At 47.3% G+C, this 21100-nt stretch carries 19 protein-coding genes; 7 read left to right on the top strand and 12 right to left on the bottom strand.

Annotation, left to right across the window (positions count from 1 at the left end):
• Positions 1-5 precede the first annotated feature (5 nt).
• On the top strand, positions 6-269 hold the full coding sequence (locus tag I5M27_RS10160; protein ID WP_200506097.1) for an acyl carrier protein: 264 nt from the start codon (positions 6-8) through the stop codon (positions 267-269).
• An 821-nt stretch (positions 270-1090) separates the two neighbouring features.
• On the opposite strand, the gene I5M27_RS10155 is transcribed toward I5M27_RS10160, so the two are convergent.
• The 4 genes from I5M27_RS10155 to I5M27_RS10140 all read right to left on the bottom strand — a co-directional run bounded on the left by I5M27_RS10155 (position 1091) and on the right by I5M27_RS10140 (position 5353).
• Positions 1091-2533, bottom strand: coding sequence for a T9SS type B sorting domain-containing protein (locus I5M27_RS10155; RefSeq protein WP_200506096.1), 1443 nt, complete (start codon positions 2531-2533; stop codon positions 1091-1093).
• 170 nt (positions 2534-2703) lie between these two features.
• Positions 2704-3408 carry a M48 family metallopeptidase gene (locus I5M27_RS10150; protein WP_234462479.1) on the bottom strand — a complete coding sequence of 235 codons (705 nt, stop codon included), beginning with the start codon at positions 3406-3408 and terminating at the stop codon, positions 2704-2706.
• 307 nt (positions 3409-3715) lie between these two features.
• Complete coding sequence (locus I5M27_RS10145) at positions 3716-4441, bottom strand: YkvA family protein (protein ID WP_200506095.1); 726 nt, start codon at positions 4439-4441, stop codon at positions 3716-3718.
• 291 nt (positions 4442-4732) lie between these two features.
• Complete coding sequence (locus I5M27_RS10140; protein WP_234462478.1) at positions 4733-5353, bottom strand: C40 family peptidase; 621 nt, start codon at positions 5351-5353, stop codon at positions 4733-4735.
• Positions 5354-5652: 299 nt separating this feature from the next.
• On the opposite strand from I5M27_RS10140, the gene I5M27_RS10135 reads away from it, so the two are divergent.
• The 4 genes from I5M27_RS10135 to I5M27_RS18800 all read left to right on the top strand — a co-directional run bounded on the left by I5M27_RS10135 (position 5653) and on the right by I5M27_RS18800 (position 9352).
• Positions 5653-6012 carry a glycosyltransferase family protein gene (locus I5M27_RS10135; protein WP_200506094.1) on the top strand — a complete coding sequence of 120 codons (360 nt, stop codon included), beginning with the start codon at positions 5653-5655 and terminating at the stop codon, positions 6010-6012.
• A gap of 95 nt (positions 6013-6107) precedes the next feature.
• Entirely contained in the window at positions 6108-6626 is a 519-nt protein-coding gene (locus tag I5M27_RS10130; protein WP_200506093.1) for an acyl-CoA thioesterase, read from the top strand.
• A gap of 117 nt (positions 6627-6743) precedes the next feature.
• Positions 6744-7298, top strand: coding sequence for a type 1 glutamine amidotransferase domain-containing protein (locus tag I5M27_RS10125; RefSeq protein ID WP_200506092.1), 555 nt, complete (start codon positions 6744-6746; stop codon positions 7296-7298).
• A 770-nt stretch (positions 7299-8068) separates the two neighbouring features.
• The gene (locus tag I5M27_RS18800; RefSeq protein WP_200506091.1) at positions 8069-9352 is read left to right on the top strand and encodes a gliding motility-associated C-terminal domain-containing protein; all 1284 of its coding nucleotides are present in this window, start codon (positions 8069-8071) and stop codon (positions 9350-9352) included.
• Positions 9353-9442: 90 nt separating this feature from the next.
• Here the strand turns inward: I5M27_RS18800 and I5M27_RS10115 are convergent, their stop codons facing one another.
• Positions 9443-10099 (bottom strand): porin family protein, encoded by a 657-nt coding sequence (locus tag I5M27_RS10115; protein WP_200506090.1) that lies wholly within the window; start codon positions 10097-10099, stop codon positions 9443-9445.
• 251 nt (positions 10100-10350) lie between these two features.
• Between I5M27_RS10115 and I5M27_RS10110 the strand changes: the two genes are divergently transcribed.
• Positions 10351-11805: a hypothetical protein gene (locus I5M27_RS10110; protein ID WP_200506089.1), complete on the top strand. Its 1455-nt coding sequence runs from the start codon at positions 10351-10353 to the stop codon at positions 11803-11805.
• A 799-nt stretch (positions 11806-12604) separates the two neighbouring features.
• On the opposite strand, the gene I5M27_RS10105 is transcribed toward I5M27_RS10110, so the two are convergent.
• The 3 genes from I5M27_RS10105 to I5M27_RS10095 form a co-directional block, all read right to left on the bottom strand.
• A complete protein-coding gene (locus tag I5M27_RS10105) occupies positions 12605-13309 on the bottom strand; it encodes a methyltransferase domain-containing protein (RefSeq protein ID WP_234462477.1) in 705 nt (234 codons plus the stop codon).
• Entirely contained in the window at positions 13299-14414 is a 1116-nt protein-coding gene (locus I5M27_RS10100; RefSeq protein ID WP_200506088.1) for a type III polyketide synthase, read from the bottom strand. The genes I5M27_RS10105 and I5M27_RS10100 overlap by 11 nt, the downstream gene beginning before the upstream one ends.
• A 233-nt stretch (positions 14415-14647) precedes the next feature.
• Positions 14648-15757: an NAD(P)/FAD-dependent oxidoreductase gene (locus I5M27_RS10095; RefSeq protein ID WP_200506087.1), complete on the bottom strand. Its 1110-nt coding sequence runs from the start codon at positions 15755-15757 to the stop codon at positions 14648-14650.
• 160 nt (positions 15758-15917) lie between these two features.
• On the opposite strand from I5M27_RS10095, the gene I5M27_RS10090 reads away from it, so the two are divergent.
• Entirely contained in the window at positions 15918-16304 is a 387-nt protein-coding gene (locus I5M27_RS10090) for a T9SS type A sorting domain-containing protein (RefSeq protein WP_200506086.1), read from the top strand.
• Positions 16305-16401: 97 nt separating this feature from the next.
• Here I5M27_RS10090 and I5M27_RS10085 read toward each other — a convergent pair whose 3' ends face one another.
• The 4 genes from I5M27_RS10085 to I5M27_RS10070 all read right to left on the bottom strand — a co-directional run bounded on the left by I5M27_RS10085 (position 16402) and on the right by I5M27_RS10070 (position 21068).
• Positions 16402-16635: a hypothetical protein gene (locus I5M27_RS10085; RefSeq protein ID WP_200506085.1), complete on the bottom strand. Its 234-nt coding sequence runs from the start codon at positions 16633-16635 to the stop codon at positions 16402-16404.
• Positions 16636-16923: 288 nt separating this feature from the next.
• Entirely contained in the window at positions 16924-17979 is a 1056-nt protein-coding gene (locus I5M27_RS10080; protein ID WP_200506084.1) for an ABC transporter permease, read from the bottom strand.
• A gap of 15 nt (positions 17980-17994) precedes the next feature.
• The gene (locus I5M27_RS10075) at positions 17995-19314 is read right to left on the bottom strand and encodes an ABC transporter permease (RefSeq protein WP_200506083.1); all 1320 of its coding nucleotides are present in this window, start codon (positions 19312-19314) and stop codon (positions 17995-17997) included.
• Positions 19315-19340: 26 nt separating this feature from the next.
• The gene (locus I5M27_RS10070) at positions 19341-21068 is read right to left on the bottom strand and encodes an ABC transporter substrate-binding protein (protein WP_200506082.1); all 1728 of its coding nucleotides are present in this window, start codon (positions 21066-21068) and stop codon (positions 19341-19343) included.
• Between the last annotated feature and the right edge of the window lie 32 nt (positions 21069-21100).

Raw genomic sequence — 21100 nt, 5'->3', positions numbered from 1 at the left:
AGAAGATGTTAACTCATAAAACCGATCGGATCGCGACCGAAGTGATCCGGATCATCAGCAGAACCAAAGCCTTAAAACCATCGCACCTGCGGGAAAATTCGGACCTGAGCCGGGATTTTGGGTTCGACAATCTGGACGTAGTGGATGTAATACTGGAGGTTGAAAAGAAATTTCACATTACAATTCCGGATGAAGTTCAGCTTAGCACCGTAGGCGACTTTGTGCGGTATGTTTCTTCGCATACGACCCGGCAGTTCAGCTGGATCTAAGAATTTGCTTCCTTTAAAAAAAGCCTCCGGATACGTTCGGGGGCTTTTTTTTGGTATTAGGTTTTTTGGGTTTGAAAGGATAACGTTTTTTCGATCATCCCGACTCTTTTCGTCATCCCGACGATAGGAGGGATCTGTTTAAGCTGATAAGAAAGGTTGCTTATTGACTTTTGAAGGTTAAAAGCATACCGTTTTCATAGTTAACTTTCAATTTTAACTCATAACTCTGCACTTTCCTAGGTAGCTTTCTACCTCAAGCCGGGTGGCTTCGTTTCTGCGCTCGCGGCTGCAACCCTTCCTGCCCTTCCGGGCTGGCTAAAGCCACCGGTAAGCTTGGAGGCCGCTCTCACAGAAACTGGTGTCTGTTTTCCTCCGTAGTCAGCTTTCTTTTATTTTAGTTTTCTTCAGACCTTGGTTTTCAGGTTACGCTGCGCTGGCGATATGCTTGAAACAACCACCCCAGCCCTTCCTTTTCAAGGAGGGGAACTGTTTGTAGCCAGCTTTAAATGGAGTGGCTATTCTTTAAACCTTAGGGCCCAAACGCTATCCTTTTAAGCTTAAAAAGTCAAATAACGCAGAAAGTAAAAAGGCTCCCTCCTTACCAAGGAGGGGTTGGGGGTGGTTGCTTTCGATGCAGCAATTCACACTGTAAAAGCGAAGTATCCAAAATGGACCAATCTTAAAATCCTGTAAATCCCCTAAATCACTTAAATCGTGTTCAGACAACCCTCATAGCCGTCTGCTTTAGCTGATGGTTTAAAACAAAAAAGTCAGGCTGCCGGAGCAGCCTGACTTTCTGAATGGAAAAGGATACCGTTTTTCTATTTAATAACAGTAACCGGGAATTTCTTGTCTAGTTTTTCGCCGGAAACGAATACCGTTTTCAGGTGCGCAAAATAAACGCCGGCCGAAACATTTTTCCCGTCCCAGGTTTTATCTGCTGAGTTGCTTTCGAAAATCAGTACGCCCCAACGGTTATAGATCTTCAGTTCATAAGTTGTGGTTGGGGGCAGTTGCGGTTTAAAAGTGTCGTTCAGTTTATCGTTGTTCGGCGTAATGATGTTAGGAATTTTTACTTCTACCGGGGCAGGTTTTTCTGCTACCGTCACGCGCGCCGTTAATGTGTTAAGCGGACAACCAGCGCTGCTGGCGGTAGTAACTTCTACATCGAAAGTACCGGCGCTGCGGTAAACATGTTTGGCAACCATTCTTTTTATTTCAGCAGCCGTACCATCGCCGTAATCGAATTCACCTAAGATAACGGTGTTTGGATTTGCCGTTTGGAGCGTGAAGGTAACCGTATCGCCGATCATCGGGTTTTGCGGGGTAAAGGTTAAGCCTAAAGCGGTTTGGGTAGAATCGCCGTTAAAGATCATGCGCGAATCAGTAACCTGACGGCAGCCGCTGGTGGCGCGCAATGTAAGCTTAATGCCGGTGTGATCTAGCGGGCTTGGCGTGTAGGTAGTGATCAGGGAATTCGGGTTGCTGAACGTGCCTTTTCCGCCGCTCCACTGCACGGTTACGCCGTTGCCGGTGGCGGTGGCGCCTGCCAGCGTTATTGGAGCCGTGGTTTTACAGGCCAGCGTAATATCCGGACCAGCATCGGCAGTAGCTGTTGCCGATGCCCAGTTGTTGGTAATACAGCTGGCGTTGGAAACGATCCAGCCGGTAACGTTGGTGGTTTTGTTGTTCGGCCAGATATTGGCAGCGTTGGTAACGCCCGGATTATACTGGCCGGAAGTTAAAGAGTAACGCGCAGTATTGCCGGGAGTTCTTTCCAGGGTATGCTGAAACAAAGCGTCGTTTACGTTGGCTACTTTCTGGCTGTTATTATTGCCGGCATCGTAGCCAATTCGGCCAATGGCATCTACAATCTGGCCGTTGGTTTGCGCCAGCACTACAATATCGTTGCCATTCACGCCGGGGCCAAAGGAAGTAAAATTGGCGGTGCTGGCCGTATTGCGGCAATTGGTATTGATGTACTCATCGTTGCCTACCAGGATGGTGCCGCAGGGCTGCAGCGTGCCTAAAAGCGGCGAAGTGGTGGTGGCGGTATTGCTGCCGTTGCCGTAAATGCGCAATTCGTAATTGCTCAGGTTTACCACATTGGGGGTTGGGTTCCAGATCACTACCCCTACGCCGGAGCCGGAATTCCAGTCCACATATTTCACGATCATCAGGTTATCAGTCTGGGCCTGGGCCTGGTTCAGCGCGAAAGCAAAAACTAAAACGCAGATAAATTTCAGAAGCTGCGGAGCGCGCATGATTTTAGTATGAATACTCATAAAATGGTAAAAATTTGCTTATAGAATAGAGCGTTAAATAATAAGATTGTCTGCCTGAAAAAGGCAAATCATGTTTGAGAGAGAGAGGATGCGGTTAGAAAACATATTGGCTTCCTGTAGGATAACATCACAAAGTTACTGCTAAAATTTCAATAAATCCCGATCCGGTATGTTTTCATTTCGTTATCTAATTGCCGGGAGCCGGGGCACATCTGCTCGAGCAACGCCCAGAAACGCGGACCGTGGTTTTTCTCGGTAATATGGGCCAGTTCGTGCAAAATAACATAATCGCGCAGGCGTTCGGGCAAACGCATTAAATGCAGGTTCAGGTTAATGTTGTTGGTATGCGAACAACTGCCCCACCGCGAACTGGCTTTTTTTATGGTTACTTTGCCAAATTGCAGCCCGAATCTTTCCGCGAAAAACGCTACCCTTTGGGGCAGAAAAACTTTGGCCTCGTGGCGGTAAGTTTCTTCTATGGCGTGGCGGATGGTTTGCTGCAAGGCGGGTTCCGTAACCGGGCGGTAAGCCGGAAAACTGATCTCCAGAAAATCCTGGTGCAGACGGGCTTTTACATCCGGCTTTTCGGAAGGAACGAGTTTTAGTTGGTGGGAAAAGGTGCGGAATTCGGTTTCTTCGGTAAAAAGGGTCAGCCGGTTTTCCTGCTGCGCAATTTTCTGCTGGTGGTGCTTGATCCAGTCCAGTTTTTCGTGCACAAAGGCCTCCGCTTTATCAAAACTCCCGCGCAGGGGCAAGGAAACGCGGATGCCTTTTTCCGGCCGGATGCTGATGCGCATGTAACGGGCTTTCGGCGTTTTTTCGAGCAATACCGTGCCCACACCTTCTATGTGCAATTGAACAGATTTTAATACAGGAGAAACGGCCACAACAACTCTTAACTTTCCGGCTGCAAAGATACGGCTTTTAGTTGTTAGTTATTGGTTGTTAGTTGTTGGTTTTCAGAATAATTCGCGGGTTTCGTTGTTCGGGATTTAAGAGATGGAAATTTGGGTTTGGGCGGGGAGCAGGCTATAAAGAAAATTAAAGGAACCGCAGGCAAGACTTTTCAGCCTTAAAAGCATAGCGTTTTTCAGCTGAAGAAACATAAAAAAGCCGGCCCTTTTTACGGAGCCGGCTTCTGAAAGCGAATCTTGGGTTCAACTACCGCACGTTGCCGCCAGCCGTGAAATCGTCGTGGTTCTTGCTGGAATTACGGGTACTGTCAGTAGTAGAAGCGCGCACGTTGGGCTCGCCCGAGCCGGATGCTGCGGCGCGTTTGGTAGCGTGTTCTTCGGTGGGGTGTTCTTCTATGGGGTTCTTTTTGGCCGGAATATGTTTCACTTCGGCTTCAGCAGACTTTGCCCCGTTTTCGGTTTTCTTTTTAGCAGTTTTGGCTTCCGTTTCTGAACCGGAATTATTAGCGGCCAGGGCTTTACCGGAACCGGAAACATTATGAGAAACGCTGCCGGCAGCTTCCCAATCGGCAAACTTGTTTATTTCTTCTTTAATGCTGGTCATAAACCAGGCCAGTAAACTTACATCGTCGAGTAAACCTACTACCGGAATAAAATCGGGCACAAAATCAATGGGCGTAAGGAAATACAGAAATACGGCCACTCCGCCAACCAGCGTAGAAGTGGGTACGCCGTGATAATCGCCGGCCACAGAAGCCTTGATCATGCGTCCGAGCTGCTGCAGGTTTTCCCAGACTTCGTGGGCAATGGAGCCGAAATCTTTTTTCTCGCTGGCTTTTTTATAAGCGTCGTTGAGTAATTGCTTGATGCGGAGCGGTTGCTTTAAATAGCCTTCGGCGCGATTCAGAATACCTTTAAATAAGGGAGTAGAAGCAACAGTTTTGCCTTGTTGTTGGTTTGCTTGGTTTTCCATGTTCTGGTTGAATTTGTATATATACGGAACAGCTGAATGGCCTTTCGGCACCCGGAATTGAAGCTGCTGAAAAATAACAGCATGCTATAAAAACATATTTCCGGCCCCGGTGTTTACCCGTTTTCAGTGCTTGTTCATATACTGTTTCCGGTTGAAATAGTTTTGCAAAAGTAACGAGCTCACTTCAAATATTAGCAAAGTTTTATATAGAAGCAAGAAACAAAAAAAGTCCGGCTTGTTTCTGCAACAAGCCGGACTTTTTTTCCGGAAAACCATAGCGTTTTCTGTTTCTTAATTCACGCGGCCGGCCGCGTAATAATTGCGCTGGTAATAGGCCTGTTTCAGGGAGCTGATCATTACGCCGCCGTTGGTGGCTGAGTGCACAAATTTGCCGTTCTTCAGGTAAATGCCTACGTGGTAAATGGGTTGCTTAGGCGAACGGCGAAAGAAAACCAGGTCGCCGGTGCGCACGCTGTCTTTTTTAATGCGCTTCACATCCTGAAACATGGAACGGGAACTGCGGCTTAAATTAATGCCGTAAACTTCTCTATAGATAGAGGTTACAAAACCTGAACAATCGGTGCCTCTTTTAGAAGCGGAGCCGCTGCGGTAAGGCGTGCCGATCCACTCGTTCACGGTTTCGAGCAGTTCTTTATCTTCGTTGAATTCCAGGTTTACGGCGAAATTCTGGGAATAGTATTTATAGAATAGGGAGTCTTTGTAGGTAAGGGTATTGGCCGCTTTTTCGAAAGGGTTGGTGGTATGGTTGCCGTCCGGCGAAAAAGGGATCAGCGAAGCGTTCTCGAAAGTGAAATTCTGAGTTTCGGAATTTGCGTCGGCGGGTTTTACTTCGTAGAAATAAGAAAGGCCAAGGGCAACAATCGCGAAACAACTCAAAATTATATTTTTCATTATCGGCTTTTAAGGTGAAACATGCCGTTTCGGGCTTTTTTGCCCAACGGTTTTGTTTTAATTTTATTATTTTTCCGAGGTTCAAAACCTGCGAACAGGGCCGGGGAGCGCAATTTTTTACAAGATTGTTCACCGGCATAAGGGTAAAATTAAACAGCATTTTTCAAACAACCAAATCTTTAGCCTGCAGAAAGGCGCTTACTCTGTTTTAAATGCCATTTTAAACGATTAAATGCAAAACCCTTTCAGCCAATTTCAGTACAATTAAAAACAGGATTTAACCAATTTAACAAAAGTTTATGCACCACAAAATCCAGGCAGCCGGCGCCCATATTGTAGAGCATTCGTGGCTGGCGCGCATTGCCCGCTGGGTGCTCAAAACTCCGAACGTGGCCATGGTTTTAGGGCGGCAGATTCACCTGAGCGGCGTAAAAAAAGAAGATTTCCTGAAAGACCGTTATTGGGTAGAGCATGAACTTTGCCACGTGCAGCAATATAAAGATCATGGCCTGGCGGGTTTTCTGAGCAAGTATTTAATAGAAAGTTGCCGGAGAGGATATTACAACAATAAGTTTGAAGCTGAAGCCCGCCGCGTGGGCCGTGAAAATGCCGGACTGGCTGTGCACGATTCGGAAAAGCACAAACCGGAAAAGACTTAAAAAACGCTATACTTTCGGCCCCAAAAACTCTCGGCCAAATGCAGAAATAAATACGAACGGAACCGTACCTTTGCCTACCACCTTTTCTGTAAAAAATGGAAACCAACAAAAGGCTGCCCAAAACCCCCGAAAGCACGTACGTGATCCGGTTTCAGGATTGCGACCCGCTGGGGCATCTGAATAACGTGCGTTACCTGGATGTTTTTCTGAACGCCCGCGAGGAACATACGCTAAAACATTACGCCCTAAACCTGATGCAATTGCTGCAACAGCACCGCACGGCCTGGGTCGTTACCAATCACCAGATCGCTTACCTCCGCCCGGCCGGCCACAGCGAAACCGTGCACCTTCAAACGCGCATCATTCATTTCGATAATTCTACCATTGTGGTGGAAAGCGTGATGCTAAACGAAACCCGCTCCAAACTCAAATCGGTGCTCTGGACCACGTACCGCTACATCAGCACTGAAACCGGCAAAGCCACCGACCATTCCGACGACCTGATGGATCTGCTGGAAGTTCTTGACGACGATGCGATCTACTACGATCCGGATGGTTTCCAGGAACGCATTAAGCGGCTGAGCAAACAACTGAAAGAAACCGAAACGAAATAACGCTTCGCAGCTAAATATTTGAAAGCACCGGCCCAGAACCGGTGCTTTTTTTTATAAACCCAATTCGTTTCCACGCGTTTATAAACCTTCCCGAAACTAAAAAAAACGTTATATATTATGAGCAGAAAACTGGAAGGAAAGAAAATCGCCATTCTGGCTACCGATGGTTTTGAACAGGTAGAATTACTGGAACCAAGAAAAGCGCTGGAAGCGGAAGGTGCCACCACGCACATCATATCCCCGAACAGCGGCGAAATAAAAGGCTGGAATCACACCGACTGGGGCGAAAAAGTGAAAGTAGACGTAAAACTGGCCGATGCCCAACCCCAGGATTACGATGCCTTATTGCTGCCGGGCGGCGTAATGAACCCCGATAAACTGCGTATGAACCCCGATGCCGTAGATTTTGCCGCCGCTTTTATGCGCGAAAAAAAACCCGTAGCCGCCATCTGCCACGGCCCCTGGACGCTGGTAGAAACCGGTATGATCCAAGGCCGGAAAATGACCAGCTACGAAAGCATTAAAACCGACCTGAAAAATGCGGGTGCCAACTGGGTAGACGAAGAAGTAGTAACCGACATGGGTTTAGTAACCAGCCGCAAACCTGACGATATCCCGGCCTTCAACAAAAAGATGATCGAGGAATTTGCCGAAGGCCGGCATAACCGCTGAGTTTTTCAGTCTGAAACGATACCGTTTTTATAAAGAAAGCCTGGCAGCGATGCCGGGCTTTTTAGTTTATAGGGCGGAAGGATAGCGTTTCTGAAACAAGAAATTAACTTTAAATCTGGCTGTTTCATGTTACATAATTAATATATTTGTCTCCTAGAATCAGGCTCTCACCAACTATGAAAAAGGCTTCCTTCCCGAAATTATTTTTCCTTTTGCTGTTTGTCGCATTTACCAGTATCGGTTTTAGTCAGAATTTGGTACCAAACCCAGGATTTGAACAGGCCATTCGTTGCGATACAGTGCTTGGCCCAGTGGTAATAGATACGATTGAGCAGTCTTCCAGAATTATTCATAACTGGTTTAATTCGCAACTAAACCAATCAAACATCATCCATCACCCTGCTCTTTATTTTAATGATTGTTTTTCTGTTGATCCACAAACCACTTTCAACAATATTTACAATAATGCAAGATCAGGACAAGGCTGTATTTTCTTATACCTTTATAACAAATGGGATTACAGCTGGAATGGACCTGAAGTACGCGCATTTCCACAAGTAAAGCTTTTAAGATCATTACAGGCTAACTGTGTTTATCAGGTCGAATTTTACATTAGATGCGATTCCGGCACATTCTCATTTCCTGATTACGGAGCTACAGATGGAATAGGAGCTTATTTATCCACTACTCGTGTTAGCAACAATTATTTATTCTTAACGCCGCAAATAAGCAATCCTTCAGGAAATCTTTTAACGAATACAAATCAATATGTGAAGATATCAGGTTTATATACTGCTACCGGCGGTGAACGATATTTAACGATCGGTAATTTTAAAAGTAATCTGGCAAGCAACTTTCAACGCCTCTCCTTTAATGATACAATTAGGGAAATCCCAGCCACCTATTTCCTCGACGACGTTTCCGTAATTCCTGTAACGGCAACAAACTACAGCTTACACCTCGGCCCGGACACAATTTACTGCGACAACAAGCCCATTAACCAAACGCTTGCAGCACCGGCTGGTTTTGCGGCTTACGAATGGAGCACCGGCGCAACCACGGCCTCCATTCAGGTTGCGCAGCCGGGCACGTATTGGGTAAATGCTGATTTTGGCTGCGGCTTTCTTTCCGATACTATTCGCATCGATACCAAGCCCAGCTTCATTGCGGGTTTTGAGCTCGGAAACGATACCGTTATCTGCGCACAAGGTCCGTTTCGCTTGCCGCTGCGTACCAAACGAGGCTTCACCACTTACCGCTGGAATACCGGCGATACCACGCAAAACATTTTCGCCACCGCGCCCGGCACGTATTGGGTAACGGCCACGTACGATTGCGGCTCTATTTCCGATACCATTGTAATTGAGCAGTTCCAGCCCGGCAGGCTTTTCAGCTTTACCGATACCGTTTTATGCGAAGGTGAAAGTGTAACGTTAATTCCGGCAGCGGGCTTTGCTGCTTACAAATGGCATTCAGGGGAAACGTCGCTAAACCTAGTTGTGAGCCAGCCGGGGAAGTACAAGGTTACTGCTACTTCAGCGGCCGGTTGTTCGGTTTCCGATTCGGTAACGGTTCGTTTGAAAGCGCCGTTTTTGGGTTTTTCCCTCGGAAAGGATATCGTTTTGTGCGAAAACCAAACCCTGAAACTCAATATTCTGGCTCAGCCCGGATTTACTTACTTGTGGAACGATGGCGTTAAAATGGCTTCACGCACGATCAATAAACCGGGTATTTATAAGTTAACCGCATCGGACCGCTGCAGCAGTTTTTCGGATGAAATGGAAGTTAAATACCGCGACTGCAACACCATTTTCGTTCCCAACATCATTACTCCCAACCACGACACCCACAACGATCTCTTTGAAATTGCTACGCCAACCAACCGCAAATTAGACCTGAAAATCTACAACCGCTGGGGCGTGCTGGTTTACGAAAAGCAAGATTACCGCAACGATTGGCCAAAAGGGAACATCAGCAGCGGCACCTATTATTACCTACTCTCCGACCCGCAACTGAACAAAACCTATAAAGGCTGGCTGGAAGTGGCTAAGTAGTTTTCAAGGCAGAAAGCATAGCGTTTATCCCAAACAAAAAAGGAAGCCTCTTTGCAGAAGCTTCCTTTTTGCTTTTCACAGTTTTAATTGCTAAAATCCTACGCCCACGTAGATCTGGAATTGTCCGTTTTTCAGATCTTCTACCGTTTTACCGGCAATGGTGCTGGGCTCTTTGTAAATTTCGTTCAGGCCTAAGTGGTAGCGGGCACCCACGCGCGCAAAACTTACCCGGGCTTCTACCCCACCCACGGCTCCGTAAACAAAACTGTTCATCCGGTCTTTGGTAGATTCGCCGAGTTCGCGTTCATTTTCCTGCACCGTGAGCAATACGCCAGCCTGCGGACCAACGTGAAAGCTGAGGTTATCGAGCACGTTGAATACGAACAGGAACGGCACTTCCAGGTAATCCATTTTCATTTCCACGGTATCCTGCGCTTCGAAAGCCCGGCGGTTGAATAAAATTTCGGGCTGAATGGAAAATACGCGGGAACCGGCTACCGGGAATTGCCCGTAAATACCGGCGTGCCAGGTGGTCAGGTTTTTCAGGTTGTTAATATTGCCTTTATCGTCGCCGCGCAATTGGTTGAAATTCACGCCGCCTTTGATCCCGAAGCCCGAATTATCGACATTTCCGCCGCCCCCTTCCAAGTTATGATTTTGGGGCAAACGGGTTGTAACGTTGGTATTCTGGGCCAACGTGCAGAAACTTAAAGAAAGGCCCGCGAATAGTAAGAAGATTTTTTTCATAGGTTTATTTTGGTAATTAGTACGTGGTTGTTTCGTAACCAAAATTCAAGGTTGCTTTTGCCTCTTATACTTCCGCCCTGTGATAATGTTTCACCTCATTTTCAATCGGCAACAAGCCAAAACATGCCCGGTTAACCGGAAATGTGTATTTTAGCCGTTGCTGAATAGTCCTGCCGTAAAACCTCTCTCTAACGGTATCTAAAGGCCGGGTTTTTCGCGGTAAACTAATAGCGTTTTATTAAAATAATGCCATGCCTGCTATCATTCACAAGCCCGTTTCTGCCGAAAAAAGCCAACATTGGGCGGCGCGGACTTTGCCGGGATTCCTATATTTTGGCTATGCGCTGCTGGTAATTTTATCCATAAACAACGGGTTTTTCTGGGACAGCATTTTACTGGCTTCGCGCTACGGGAACTGGTATTTCAGCACCAATTTCAGTACGCTTTTTGTGCCCGAAAACATAGCCGGTTATCCGCCGCTCTTTGGCATGTACATGGCTTTGGGCTGGAAGATCTTCGGAAAAAGTTTGGTGGTAAGCCATTTGCTTATTCTGCCATTTGCGCTGGGCATTGTGCAGCAGGTTTTAAAGTTATGCCGGAAGTTTCTGGCCGAAAATCCTGCCGCCTGGGCCGCTTTGCTTTTACTTGCCGACCCTACCCTTTTAGCCCAGTGCACCCAGGTAGCGCCCGATGTGTTGCTGGTTTTCCTCTACCTTTTCAGCCTGAATAAGATCCTGGAAAAACGCCGCTTGCTTTTGATCTTCAGCCTTATTTTCCTGGGTTTGCTCAGTCCGCGGGGCACCATTGCCGCGTTCGCGCTTTTCCTGACCGATGCCGGCTTGTTCTGGTTTGAAAAGAAGGAAACCCGCACTTTAAAGCATTTTACTACGCTGTTTCTGACTTACGCACCGGCCGGTTTACTCGTAATTTTTTGGCAGATCCTGCATTTCCGGCACTTCGGCTGGATCGGCTACAATCCCGATTCGGAGTGGGGCACCTTGTCGCAATTTGCCGGCCTGAAAGGTATGATCCGCAACGCAGCTTTAATTACCTGGCGGCTATTCGATTTTGGCCGCTTGTTTATTGGTTTCGGTTTCCTGGTAACGCTGCTTTACTACTTCCGCAAACGCCTGCAATTTCCACCGGAAACATATAGACTTTTTACCCTCGTTACCATACCGTTTTTTTTATTCAGCCTGGTTTTTCTGCCTTTCACCAACCCGATCGGGCACCGCTATTACCTGGTCGTTTTTCTGCTATTGGCTTTGCTGGTCTGCTATTTATTAGCGCACATTCCTAACCGGTTATTCCGAAAGATCACCTACGGATTTATGCTGCCGGGTTTATTGACGGGCCATTTCTGGATCTACCCCGATTCCGTGGCCAAAGGCTGGGATGCTACCCTCGCGCACACCCCTTATTTCGAACTGCGCCGGGAAGCCATCGCTTTTCTGGACGAAAAAAATATTCCTTTAGAAACCGTAGGCAGCGATTACCCTAACCTGGCACCTTTAAGTATTACCAACCTGAATAACGATATCCGTCATTTCAAGCCTAAAGATCTGAAAACCGACAAATTGGTGCTCTATTCCAATATTTTCAACGGCTTTTCCGATGAGGAACTTTCGGATCTGCAGACGCAATGGCAGGTTGTGAAAAGCTGGAAAAGCGGGCAGGTGAAAATGATCTTGTATGAAAGAAAGTAATGAAACAGGAAATGGCTGATTCCGGATCAGGATTTTCAGGATCAAAAATCCCCCACATAACCCTCCCCTAATTCAGGGGCGGGCTTTGATCCGCAATCGCTTATAACCGCCAGCTAAAGCAGACGGTAAGAATTTGAACACGATTTTAAGAGATTGAAATAATAGACAGGATTATTTGTCTGAATTGGGATTTATCAGATTAGGGGATTAAAGGATTATTTTTCTGAATCAGAATTTACTGAATTTTGAGAATTATCAGAATCACGAATTAAGATTTATCTGTAGAGACACCACTTATGCGTACTCTTTCACTTTATCCCTACACGATATCGCCAGCGCAGCGTACCTTGAAAATCACGTTATCCAGAAAACTAAACTAAAAAGAAAGCCAGCTACAAAGGAGAATGACACCAGTTTCTGTGAGAGCGGCCTCCAAGACTTCCGGTGCCGAGGAACGAGGCAGCCCGCAAGGGCAGGAAGGGTTGCAGCCGCGAACGCAGAAACGAAGCCGCCCGGCTTGAGGGAAAAAGCTTGATTGAAAGCAAAAGGGAATTAGTTAAGAACGAAAGCTTGCTATAAAAACGCTATCCTTTCAAGTATAAAAACTCAATAGCAAACTTTCTTATTAGCCTAAATACACCCCTCCTATCCTCGAAATCACAAAGAAAAGTGGTAATGACGAAAAGAGGCGGAATAATCGAAAACGCTATCCTTTGTAGCAGAAAAACTACTATTTATTGACAAGATCCTTCCCTATCACTCCCCGAAATACTTCGGGACACGCAGGATGATAAAAAAATCACTTCAACAAAACCAATTGCCAGCGAAACGCCCACTGCCATTTCAGGCGGTAATTGGCAATACCCGCAACAGCCAGAATAGCTTCCAATTCCTTCCGTCGGAAAGCCCTTAAAACCGAAAGCGGCGCGTCGTTCTTCACTAAATAAGATTTCGAAAAAACTTGCGTAAGGCCTTTAATGCTGTAGTAGGCCAGCGGGTGGCGGTGCAGATCGTTGATGATTACAGCTACGTTAGCCTGCGCGTAAATTTGTTTTAAAAGCTCCACCAATTGTTCATCCGAAAAATGATGACAGAATAAACTGCACACCAACACATCGTAGCGCTGCTGCTTAAAGGCTTCGGAAAAAATATCGTGTTGCTGAAAGGTAATTTCGGGAAAATGTTGTGCCTTGGGTGCGGCATATTCCAGCATGAAGTTGTTGGCATCGATGCCGGTTAAACTAGCTTTCAGGTTTTGCTTCCTGAACCATCGGGTCATTTGCCGCAACGTATCGCCGCCGCCGCAGCCCAGGTCAGCAACGGTTACAGGCCGGGGCAATTGCGCGAGTTTTGGCTGCAGAAACAATAGCGTTTTTAAAACTACGTTATAGCCGCCCAGCCAGGTATTGATAGTTTCGAGTTCGTCAAGGTTTTGGCGCAGGGCTTCGTTGCTCAGCTGCAGATCGTCCATCAACTCCAGGGCTTCGCTTCGTTTACCGAACATGGCAGATCTTTAACAGCATGGCTTCCATGGTCAGGCCGGGGCCGAAAGCAAAACTGAGTACGTGTTCGCCGTCGTTTTCGGGCTTCAGTTCGGCCAGGAGTTTTTGCAGCACAAACAATACCGTTACCGAACTCATGTTGCCGAATTCGCGCAAAACCTGGTAGGCAAAACGGTTGTCTTCTTTGGTAATACCGAGTTCCTGTTCAATGGCTTCCAGAATTTTGCGGCCGCCGGGGTGAATGGCAAACCAGTTAATGGCTTCGGGTTTCAAAGCCAGCTTATCCAGAATACGCTCCGCAAATTGTTTGATGCCTTTTTTTATGAGCTCCGGAATGTAGGCCGAAAGCGTCATCTCAAACCCGAAATCGCCGATGTGCCAGGCCATGTCTTTTTTCCCCGAAGGCACCAGCTCGCAATGAAAGGCTTCGAACGCTAGGTTAAAACCGGATTGGGGCTTGCTACTCAGCCAAACCGCCGCCGCGCCATCGCCGAACAAGGCATTGGAAACCAGGTGATCGTGTTCCACGGATTTCTGAAAGTGCAGCGTGCAAAGTTCGGTACAAACCACTAAAACGTTGGCTTCGGCGTTGGCTTTGCAGATATTATCGGCGAGTTTTAACGCGTTGAAAGCAGCGTAGCAACCCATAAAATTCACGGATGTCCGTTCGGTGTGGGAAGGTAATTCCAGCGCTTCTACGAGTTCAATATCCAGGCCGGGCGCATACATCCCGGTGCAGCTCACGGTAATCAGGTGCGTAACTTTCTGGCGCGGATCAGATGCATCTACCTGCTCGAAACAATTGCGCACGGCTTCCAGCGAAAGCGGTAAGGCGTGCTGGCGATAGGCCTGCATGCGCTGGCTTACCAGCGGAAAAGGTTCGAGGCCGGCGGTATTGGGGAAAAATTCAAAATCGCCGTTGGCGCGGCTGTAATCTTCCAGCACCGTATAGCGGCTTTCGATGCCGGAAATACGGTAAAGTGCGTTCAGTTTGCGGGTATTGGCAGCATCGAACTGCAGCGCACCGGCCATGAAACCGGCGATCTGCATTTGCGGAATTTTATGCGCGGGATTGGCAGTGCCGATGGCACAGATATAGCTCTTCATCGAAGTCTTATAAGTAATTCGGCGGCTTTTTGTTTTAGCCCCGGCCGTTTTCTAAAAGATATTTTTAAACAACACTTTTTAAGCCCGAAAACCTAGCGTTTTTTAAGTAATGGTTAATGATTAGTGTTTAAAAAACCCGTTTTAGATTTCTTCGTAACTTGAATGCCCAAAAATTGAACGAACAACGAACAACGAACAACGAACAACGAACAACGAATAACGAATAACGAAACTCAAAACGGTTTTCCGTGGGTGTTTTTCATGATGAACTGCACGGCGAAGGGCATTTTCTGCAAGGCGCTAACGGCCATTTCGGAGAGTATTTTCTTGCCGAAAACCTGCTGTACGGCACGGCCAACGCGCAAACGGGCACTGAATTGATTTTGCCAGGCGATGGTGTAGCGGGTTTCCAAAAGAGCGCGGTTGCGGTGCTGAAAATAAGCGGCAATTTCTTCGGCCAGAATTTTGCCGGCATGAAAAGCCATGGCCATGCCGTTACCACAAAGCGGCGTAATGAGCCCGGCGGCATCACCGGCGCAGAGCACATGATCAGCAACAGCAGTTTTCGGGGCGAAAGAAATTTCGTTTATCACTTCAGGCTGCGCGTACAGAAATTTGCTTTCGCGGAAGATCTTTTGCAGATGCGGGTTTTGGCACAGCACTTTTTCCTCCATTTTAGCTACCGTTTTATGCGTTTTCAGGTTTTGGCGGGTGGTTAAATAGCAGAAACAATACCGGTCGTTTTCTATGGCAGAAATACCGGCGTACCCATTCTCGAAATTATGGAGCGCAATTACGTTTTTGGGAAGATCGGTTTTGAGGTGATATTTTACGGCCAGAAAAGGGGAGCGCGCCGTGAAAAAGGAACGATTGAGTTGCCGGTCTAAATTGCTGCGCTTTCCAAAGGTTCCGGCAACGACTTCGCTTTGCAAAACCGTGCCGTCGGAAAGCGTAACCGTAAATTTATCTCCGGAAAAAACTACCGATTCGGCAGTAGTTTGCAGTCTGAATTTCACGCCCAGTTGCAATGCCAGCTGGTATAAATAATGATCTAAAACAAAACGGCTGATCCCAAAACCACCCAGATCGAGCGGTGCCTGCAGCATTTTTCCCGATGGCGAAGTAAGCTGGAAATGGTTTATCCGGGCGGGGTTTAAGGCGTTTAAATCAACACCCAGGGTTTCTAAAAAAGGCAGCACTTCGTTGGAAATGTATTCGCCGCAAACCCGGTGAAAAGGGTAATTTTTCTTCTCGATGAGCGTAACGCCAATTCCGGCCCGGGCCAGCAGCATAGCGCTGCTCAACCCTGCCAGTCCGCCCCCGATAACGATTACCTGCTCCATATATTCTGCGCTTTTCAGCTATCTTCTTTAAGTGCAATTAACTTAACGCCATAATACCCATAAACCAGCAGAAACCACTCAGAATCCAATAACCACAAACCTGAAAGCCCGTTAACTATAATGTTAAACCAATTTATACCAATCTATTAATTTATTATCTATGAAAAAAAACTTACTCGTTTTGTTATCTTTTTTGCTTATCAGCCACGGTTGGGCCCAGGTAAAACCCATGGAGCCGCCGGCCGCCACGAAGCTTAAAAGAAGTATTGAGGTGGGCCGGGTGCAGGAAGGTGATGATAAAAACCTGACCGTGTACCCGAATCCCAGTACCGGCATTGTGAATTTATCGCTTACGGGCTTTAACGGTAAACGGACTACCCTTTCGGTGGTAAACGTAATTGGCACAGTGGTGTACCAGGAAATATTGCCTACGGTAGATGGCCGCGTAAACAAAAGCATTGACCTGAGCAAGCAGGCCAATGGCTTATACTACATTAAGCTCGATGCAGAGGATTATAGTGAGATCCGAAAAATTGTGCTGAAATAATTAACAGCAGCAAAAAAGCCCCCGGAGATTTCCGGGGGCTTTTTTTTCGCAGAAAGGTAACAATTTTAAAGGGTGAGATATTAAAATTATTGCTACATCAGATTGAAAGCGTGTATCCAAAGTCTATGTCGGAATTGTGCGTTGAGCCGACAAAAAAACCTCCTATCATCACGCCCTTGCCGTTTCTCACAGCGGCGTCCATCGCTCGCTGGCTAATAATATCGCCGTCGATGGTGGAAACTACCGTTTTTGATTCGGTTACAGCGGTTTTGTTAACGCCCCCGAACAACATTTTCAGAAAATTCGGACTCTGGCTTACTACGCTTTCCATTTTGGTAAAATTTGGGTGAGAATCTAATTTTATATATCGTGGTGGTGGAATACACTTCAATAATGCTACAATATTAACTCCGCAATTTTCAAAAAAACAGGACAATGCCACTATCAACGTAACAGCAAATTTTCAGCTAAAAACGCTATGCTTTCAGCAAACAAAATTACATATTAAATTATTAACTATCTGAATATCAAATTTTTATACTATAAAAATAAGTCAAAAGCTTTTCGAATCGAATTAAAAACATCCTTAAAAAGCAAGCAAATGCAACACTAACACATCTTACTTTTCAACTTCCAGCGCCTTTCTGAAGGCCTGCCCGATGGTTTGAATGGCTAAAATGGTAAGGCACAAAAGCAAAGCCGGAAATAAAACCAACCACCAGGCATCGGTATTCAGACGGGCGCCGGCCAGCATCCGGCCCAAACTGGGCGTTTCGGGCGGCAAACCAATTCCGAGAAAAGACAAGGTTGCTTCCAGGCCTAAAAGTCCGCTTAGACCGAAACAAAAAGCCGTAACCAAGGGCGCGGCGGCATTGGGCAAAACGTGCCGACTCAAAATTCGCCAAACGGGCAAACCACTTGCCTGCGCCGCTTCTATATAAGGCAACTGTTTCATTTTCAGGGTTTCGGCACGCGCTAACCGGGCCGGGCCAATCCAATACGTAAGCAGCAGCAGCAAAACCACGTTCCCGATTCCCGGCGAAAGCAAGGCCGCAAAACTCAACACCAATATTAACCGGGGCACCGATGCCAGTACTTCCATGGTTTTCAAAAGCAGCTCATCGAGCGGCAAAGGTACTTTTTTGGCCAGAAAGGGTAGCGTTTTCAGCAGCCGGTTTAAAACGATTGCAACCGCTGAAAGAACAGCCAGCCAACCGACACGCAGCAAGCCGGCAGCATTCTGATCTAATTCTGAAGAAAAATCTGCGCGGTAAAACCCGTAGAACCAAACCGCAAAAAGCCACAAACCCAAACTAACCGCAGCAGCTCGCCTGAAATGCAAAAGTTTATTGCCAAACCACGCCGCTGCCATTCCCAAACCAGTGCCTGCAACCAGGGCCAGCAACATTACCGGAACTGCTACCAGAAAAGCGGTGCGGCAGCCGTACAGCAAATTGGCCCACACATCACGGCCCAGCTGATCGGTACCGAGCCAATGGGCCTGAAAGAAAAAAGGCGCCTGGTAGGTTTGAGACAGATCGAGGAAATTGGGGTGGAAACCGGCTGATAAAAACGGCGCAAACAGCATACAAACCAGCAAAACCAGCAAATAAACCGCTGCCAGTTTAAAAGTCCATTGTTGTTGCCTTGCGCGTTTCAGCCGTTGCCAGATCATTTTATTTGTTCAGGTTTAATTTCGCAAGCGCGGATCGGCCAGGTTATAAAACAGATCGGCCAGCAAATGCGCCAGCATTTTAAGCAAACCGGTCAGCAATACCAGGCCGGCAATAATTTCGTAATCGCGTGCCAGCACTGCGCTTACCAGCAAACGCCCCATGCCCGGCAACGAAAAAATAATTTCCAGAACTACTGTACCTGCCAGCAATACCGGAAAAAAATCGGCCAGCAAGGTAATAAGCGGCAGCAGGGTATTCCGGAAAGCGTGCTGCAACAGAACTTTATTCTCAGACAACCCCTTGGCTTTCGCCGTCAGCACGTAATTTTCGCGGAGCTCGCCCTGCAAAGCCACAAACGCCTGGGTTGTAAAATATGGCAGATTTACCAGAGCCAGCACCGCAATTGCCAGCCCCATACCCGTTTCTTCCGGATTACTTCCAAACCAACCCAGATAACCGGCTACCGACAGAAAAACCAGCGCCACGATAAATAGCGGAACGCTTTCCAGGGCGTAAAGAAAACCTAAAACCATTCCGCGGCTCTTATGCATACTTTTCCGGCTTAAAACCATAGCGATTGCCGGTCCCGAAACAGCAACCAATACAAAAGTCGCCAGGGCCAGCCAGATAGTAACCTCAAAGGCTTCGGAAATAACTTCCGAAACGGGGCGCATATCGCGGCTGGAGTAACCCAGGTTACTGCGCAGCAAATTCCCAAACCAGCGGTGATATTGATTTTGCGTGCCGTACCAGAAAAACTTCGGTTGGTAATTTAAAGCAGGTTTTTGCGCCGCAACTACATTTTCAAAACGTGCCTGCAGGTTTACCAGATCATCACAAAGCACTTTTTCAGCTGGAAAACATAGCATTTTTTGAAGCGCAGTAAATGTTTTTCTGGCCTTTACCGGATCTGAAGTTTCTAAAAGTTGTCCGGCAAACTGCAGACTTTTCCGTTTGGTTTCCAGCGGAATATTCTGCCCCGGAAGTATTTTTTCAAATTGCTGCAGCGCTAAATAATAAGCCGAAATCTCGGGCCAGTTTCCGTAGGTGTGGACCAGTTTTTTTAAGGCAACGCGGTCATTTTCCGGAAATATTTCATGCAGCGTATCGGGTTCTGCAACGGTGCCCACGCGAAAATAAAAGAGCGGCAGATCCTGGCCGGTGCGGTGCAAAAGCTGCCGGTACGCGCGTTGCCGGGCTTCGGCTTTCGCGCTGCTGTTCGCGCTTTCGGCCGCCTGCTCAAACTGCATTTCAGTAGCCGAGCCGGGAATGCTTTTGCTTAACAGAAAAACTGCCGAAGCCAGCAGCCAGATTGCCGGCAACAGGATCAACATACGTTTTCCGGCTTTTTTAAGCATGCTTAATCTTGCTGCAAAGTAAAGGCGCTTACATCATATCCCGGTTTTATGCCCGAAATTTTAAGATTGCCCAATTGCTTGTTTACCACAATGCGGTCCTGCTGAAAGAACAGAAAGCTCATATTGCTTTCGTCGTGCAGAATTTCCTGCAAACGTTTCAGCATTTTTGCTTTTTCGGTTTCGGAATTACTGGTGTACAGCGCTTCAATTAACCGGTCACTTTCCGGCGTACCAAAACCGGTATAATTCATCCCCTCCGGGCCGATACTTTCGGAATGCAGAATGGGTTTAAAATTGAACACAAACGGATTTCCGGTTAGCGAACGAATAAACCCATCGAAGTTTCCTGCTTTCAGATCTTTGGTAAGTACTCCGTTTTCGAGCGGCTGCAGGGCTACGGGAATGCCGGCTTTGGCAGCGGCCTGCTGAAAAATAAGCGCAATGCTTTCGTATTCGGAATTACTGGCGTTGTAGCTTAAATTCAATTTCAACTGAATGGTTTGCCCGTTACTTTTTTTCTCCCAAACGCTACCGTTTTTCTGCCAACCGGCCAGCAAAAGCAATTCGGTGGCTCGGGTTACATTATAGGCATAAGGCTGAATTGCGGAATTGTAAAAACGTTTGTCGGCGGGACTGATGGGGCCAACAGTTTTTACGGCCAGGTTTTGCTGGGTAGTTTTGATAATTGCATCCAGATCTAACAAATGCGCCATGGCGCGGCGGGTGCGCGGATCGCTGAATTTTTCGGATTGCCCGTTCAGACCCAGGTAAACAAAGGAATAGGTTTGCGGCGTGAAGAATTGAAATTTCCCGGATTGGGTTTTATCCTGGCGCAGCTGCTGAAAAATCGTGGCCGGAACATTTTGCCACACGTCCAGTTGCCCGTTTTTTAAAGCCACCAAAGCCGCGGCGTTGTCGGGCACTATGCGGAAGGTTATTTTTTCGGGATTGGCCGTAAGATGCCCAATGGCTTCCGAGGTTTTATTTCCCCACCAATCCGGCTTGCGCTTAAACCGTATCTGCTGGCCGGTAGTCCAGTTTTCCAGAATATAACCGGCGCTGCCCTGCAGTTTTTCGGGGTTGCGGGTAAAATCGGCGCTGTTGAACTGTTCGGCAAACTGCGCGATCTGCGGGTTTTGCGTTAAGGCATCGAAATTATTTTGCAGCTGCCGCAACGTAAATGGCTTCAGCAAACCCTGCGGGTCGCCTAGATACTCGGGCATTATAAAAAAGCGTTCGCCGCTCATAAGCAGGTGTTCGGGCGTAAAGCCTTTACAAACCAGCGTAAACTTTTTAGGGTCGGCAGCATCTGTCCGGACCTCCTGAATAAATTCAAAATCAGGACGGATCTTTTCGTTATTAACCAGCGGGCACTTGATCGCTTTCAGCGAAAAAATCACATCGGCGGCCGTTACCGGCGCACCATTGGCCCAGGTTGCTTCCGGACGAATACGGTACGTAAAAAACGAAACACTATCTTGCTTCACCACGGTTGGCATACTATCAGCCAGCAAAGGCTTCAGTTTTCCATCGGCCAGGTCTACGGTTAGTAAACTCTGGTAAAGCAGGTTAATCAGTTGGGCAGCATCTTTACTGGTATAGCTCACCGGGCTGAGGTTTTCCGGGTCTTGCCCCATGCGGATGCGCACTTCGTTGCCGGCTGGTTGCGGGCGCCGGCAGCCCGTTATGATCAGTAATAAAACAAACAGGTAAACACTAATTTTCTTCATGCGCTTCAGCAACCCGTAAACCTGGGCTCAGA

Source organism: Adhaeribacter terrigena (assembly GCF_016623615.1).
Lineage (GTDB): Bacteria > Bacteroidota > Bacteroidia > Cytophagales > Hymenobacteraceae > Adhaeribacter_A > Adhaeribacter_A terrigena.
This window is presented reverse-complemented; position numbering and strand designations above follow the sequence as displayed.

What these genes read in the sequence shown, in the direction of transcription:
- I5M27_RS10160 (WP_200506097.1), top strand. Translation starts at nt 6, where the DNA reads ATGTTAACTCATAAAACCGATCGGATCGCGACCGAAGTGATCCGGATC.
- I5M27_RS10155 (WP_200506096.1), bottom strand. Translation starts at nt 2,533, where the DNA reads ATGCGCGCTCCGCAGCTTCTGAAATTTATCTGCGTTTTAGTTTTTGCT.
- I5M27_RS10145 (WP_200506095.1), bottom strand. Translation starts at nt 4,441, where the DNA reads ATGGAAAACCAAGCAAACCAACAACAAGGCAAAACTGTTGCTTCTACT.
- I5M27_RS10140 (WP_234462478.1), bottom strand. Translation starts at nt 5,353, where the DNA reads ATGAAAAATATAATTTTGAGTTGTTTCGCGATTGTTGCCCTTGGCCTT.
- I5M27_RS10135 (WP_200506094.1), top strand. Translation starts at nt 5,653, where the DNA reads ATGCACCACAAAATCCAGGCAGCCGGCGCCCATATTGTAGAGCATTCG.
- I5M27_RS10130 (WP_200506093.1), top strand. Translation starts at nt 6,108, where the DNA reads ATGGAAACCAACAAAAGGCTGCCCAAAACCCCCGAAAGCACGTACGTG.
- I5M27_RS10125 (WP_200506092.1), top strand. Translation starts at nt 6,744, where the DNA reads ATGAGCAGAAAACTGGAAGGAAAGAAAATCGCCATTCTGGCTACCGAT.
- I5M27_RS10115 (WP_200506090.1), bottom strand. Translation starts at nt 10,099, where the DNA reads ATGAAAAAAATCTTCTTACTATTCGCGGGCCTTTCTTTAAGTTTCTGC.
- I5M27_RS10110 (WP_200506089.1), top strand. Translation starts at nt 10,351, where the DNA reads ATGCCTGCTATCATTCACAAGCCCGTTTCTGCCGAAAAAAGCCAACAT.
- I5M27_RS10105 (WP_234462477.1), bottom strand. Translation starts at nt 13,309, where the DNA reads ATGTTCGGTAAACGAAGCGAAGCCCTGGAGTTGATGGACGATCTGCAG.
- I5M27_RS10100 (WP_200506088.1), bottom strand. Translation starts at nt 14,414, where the DNA reads ATGAAGAGCTATATCTGTGCCATCGGCACTGCCAATCCCGCGCATAAA.
- I5M27_RS10095 (WP_200506087.1), bottom strand. Translation starts at nt 15,757, where the DNA reads ATGGAGCAGGTAATCGTTATCGGGGGCGGACTGGCAGGGTTGAGCAGC.
- I5M27_RS10090 (WP_200506086.1), top strand. Translation starts at nt 15,918, where the DNA reads ATGAAAAAAAACTTACTCGTTTTGTTATCTTTTTTGCTTATCAGCCAC.
- I5M27_RS10085 (WP_200506085.1), bottom strand. Translation starts at nt 16,635, where the DNA reads ATGGAAAGCGTAGTAAGCCAGAGTCCGAATTTTCTGAAAATGTTGTTC.
- I5M27_RS10080 (WP_200506084.1), bottom strand. Translation starts at nt 17,979, where the DNA reads ATGATCTGGCAACGGCTGAAACGCGCAAGGCAACAACAATGGACTTTT.
- I5M27_RS10075 (WP_200506083.1), bottom strand. Translation starts at nt 19,314, where the DNA reads ATGTTGATCCTGTTGCCGGCAATCTGGCTGCTGGCTTCGGCAGTTTTT.
- I5M27_RS10070 (WP_200506082.1), bottom strand. Translation starts at nt 21,068, where the DNA reads ATGAAGAAAATTAGTGTTTACCTGTTTGTTTTATTACTGATCATAACG.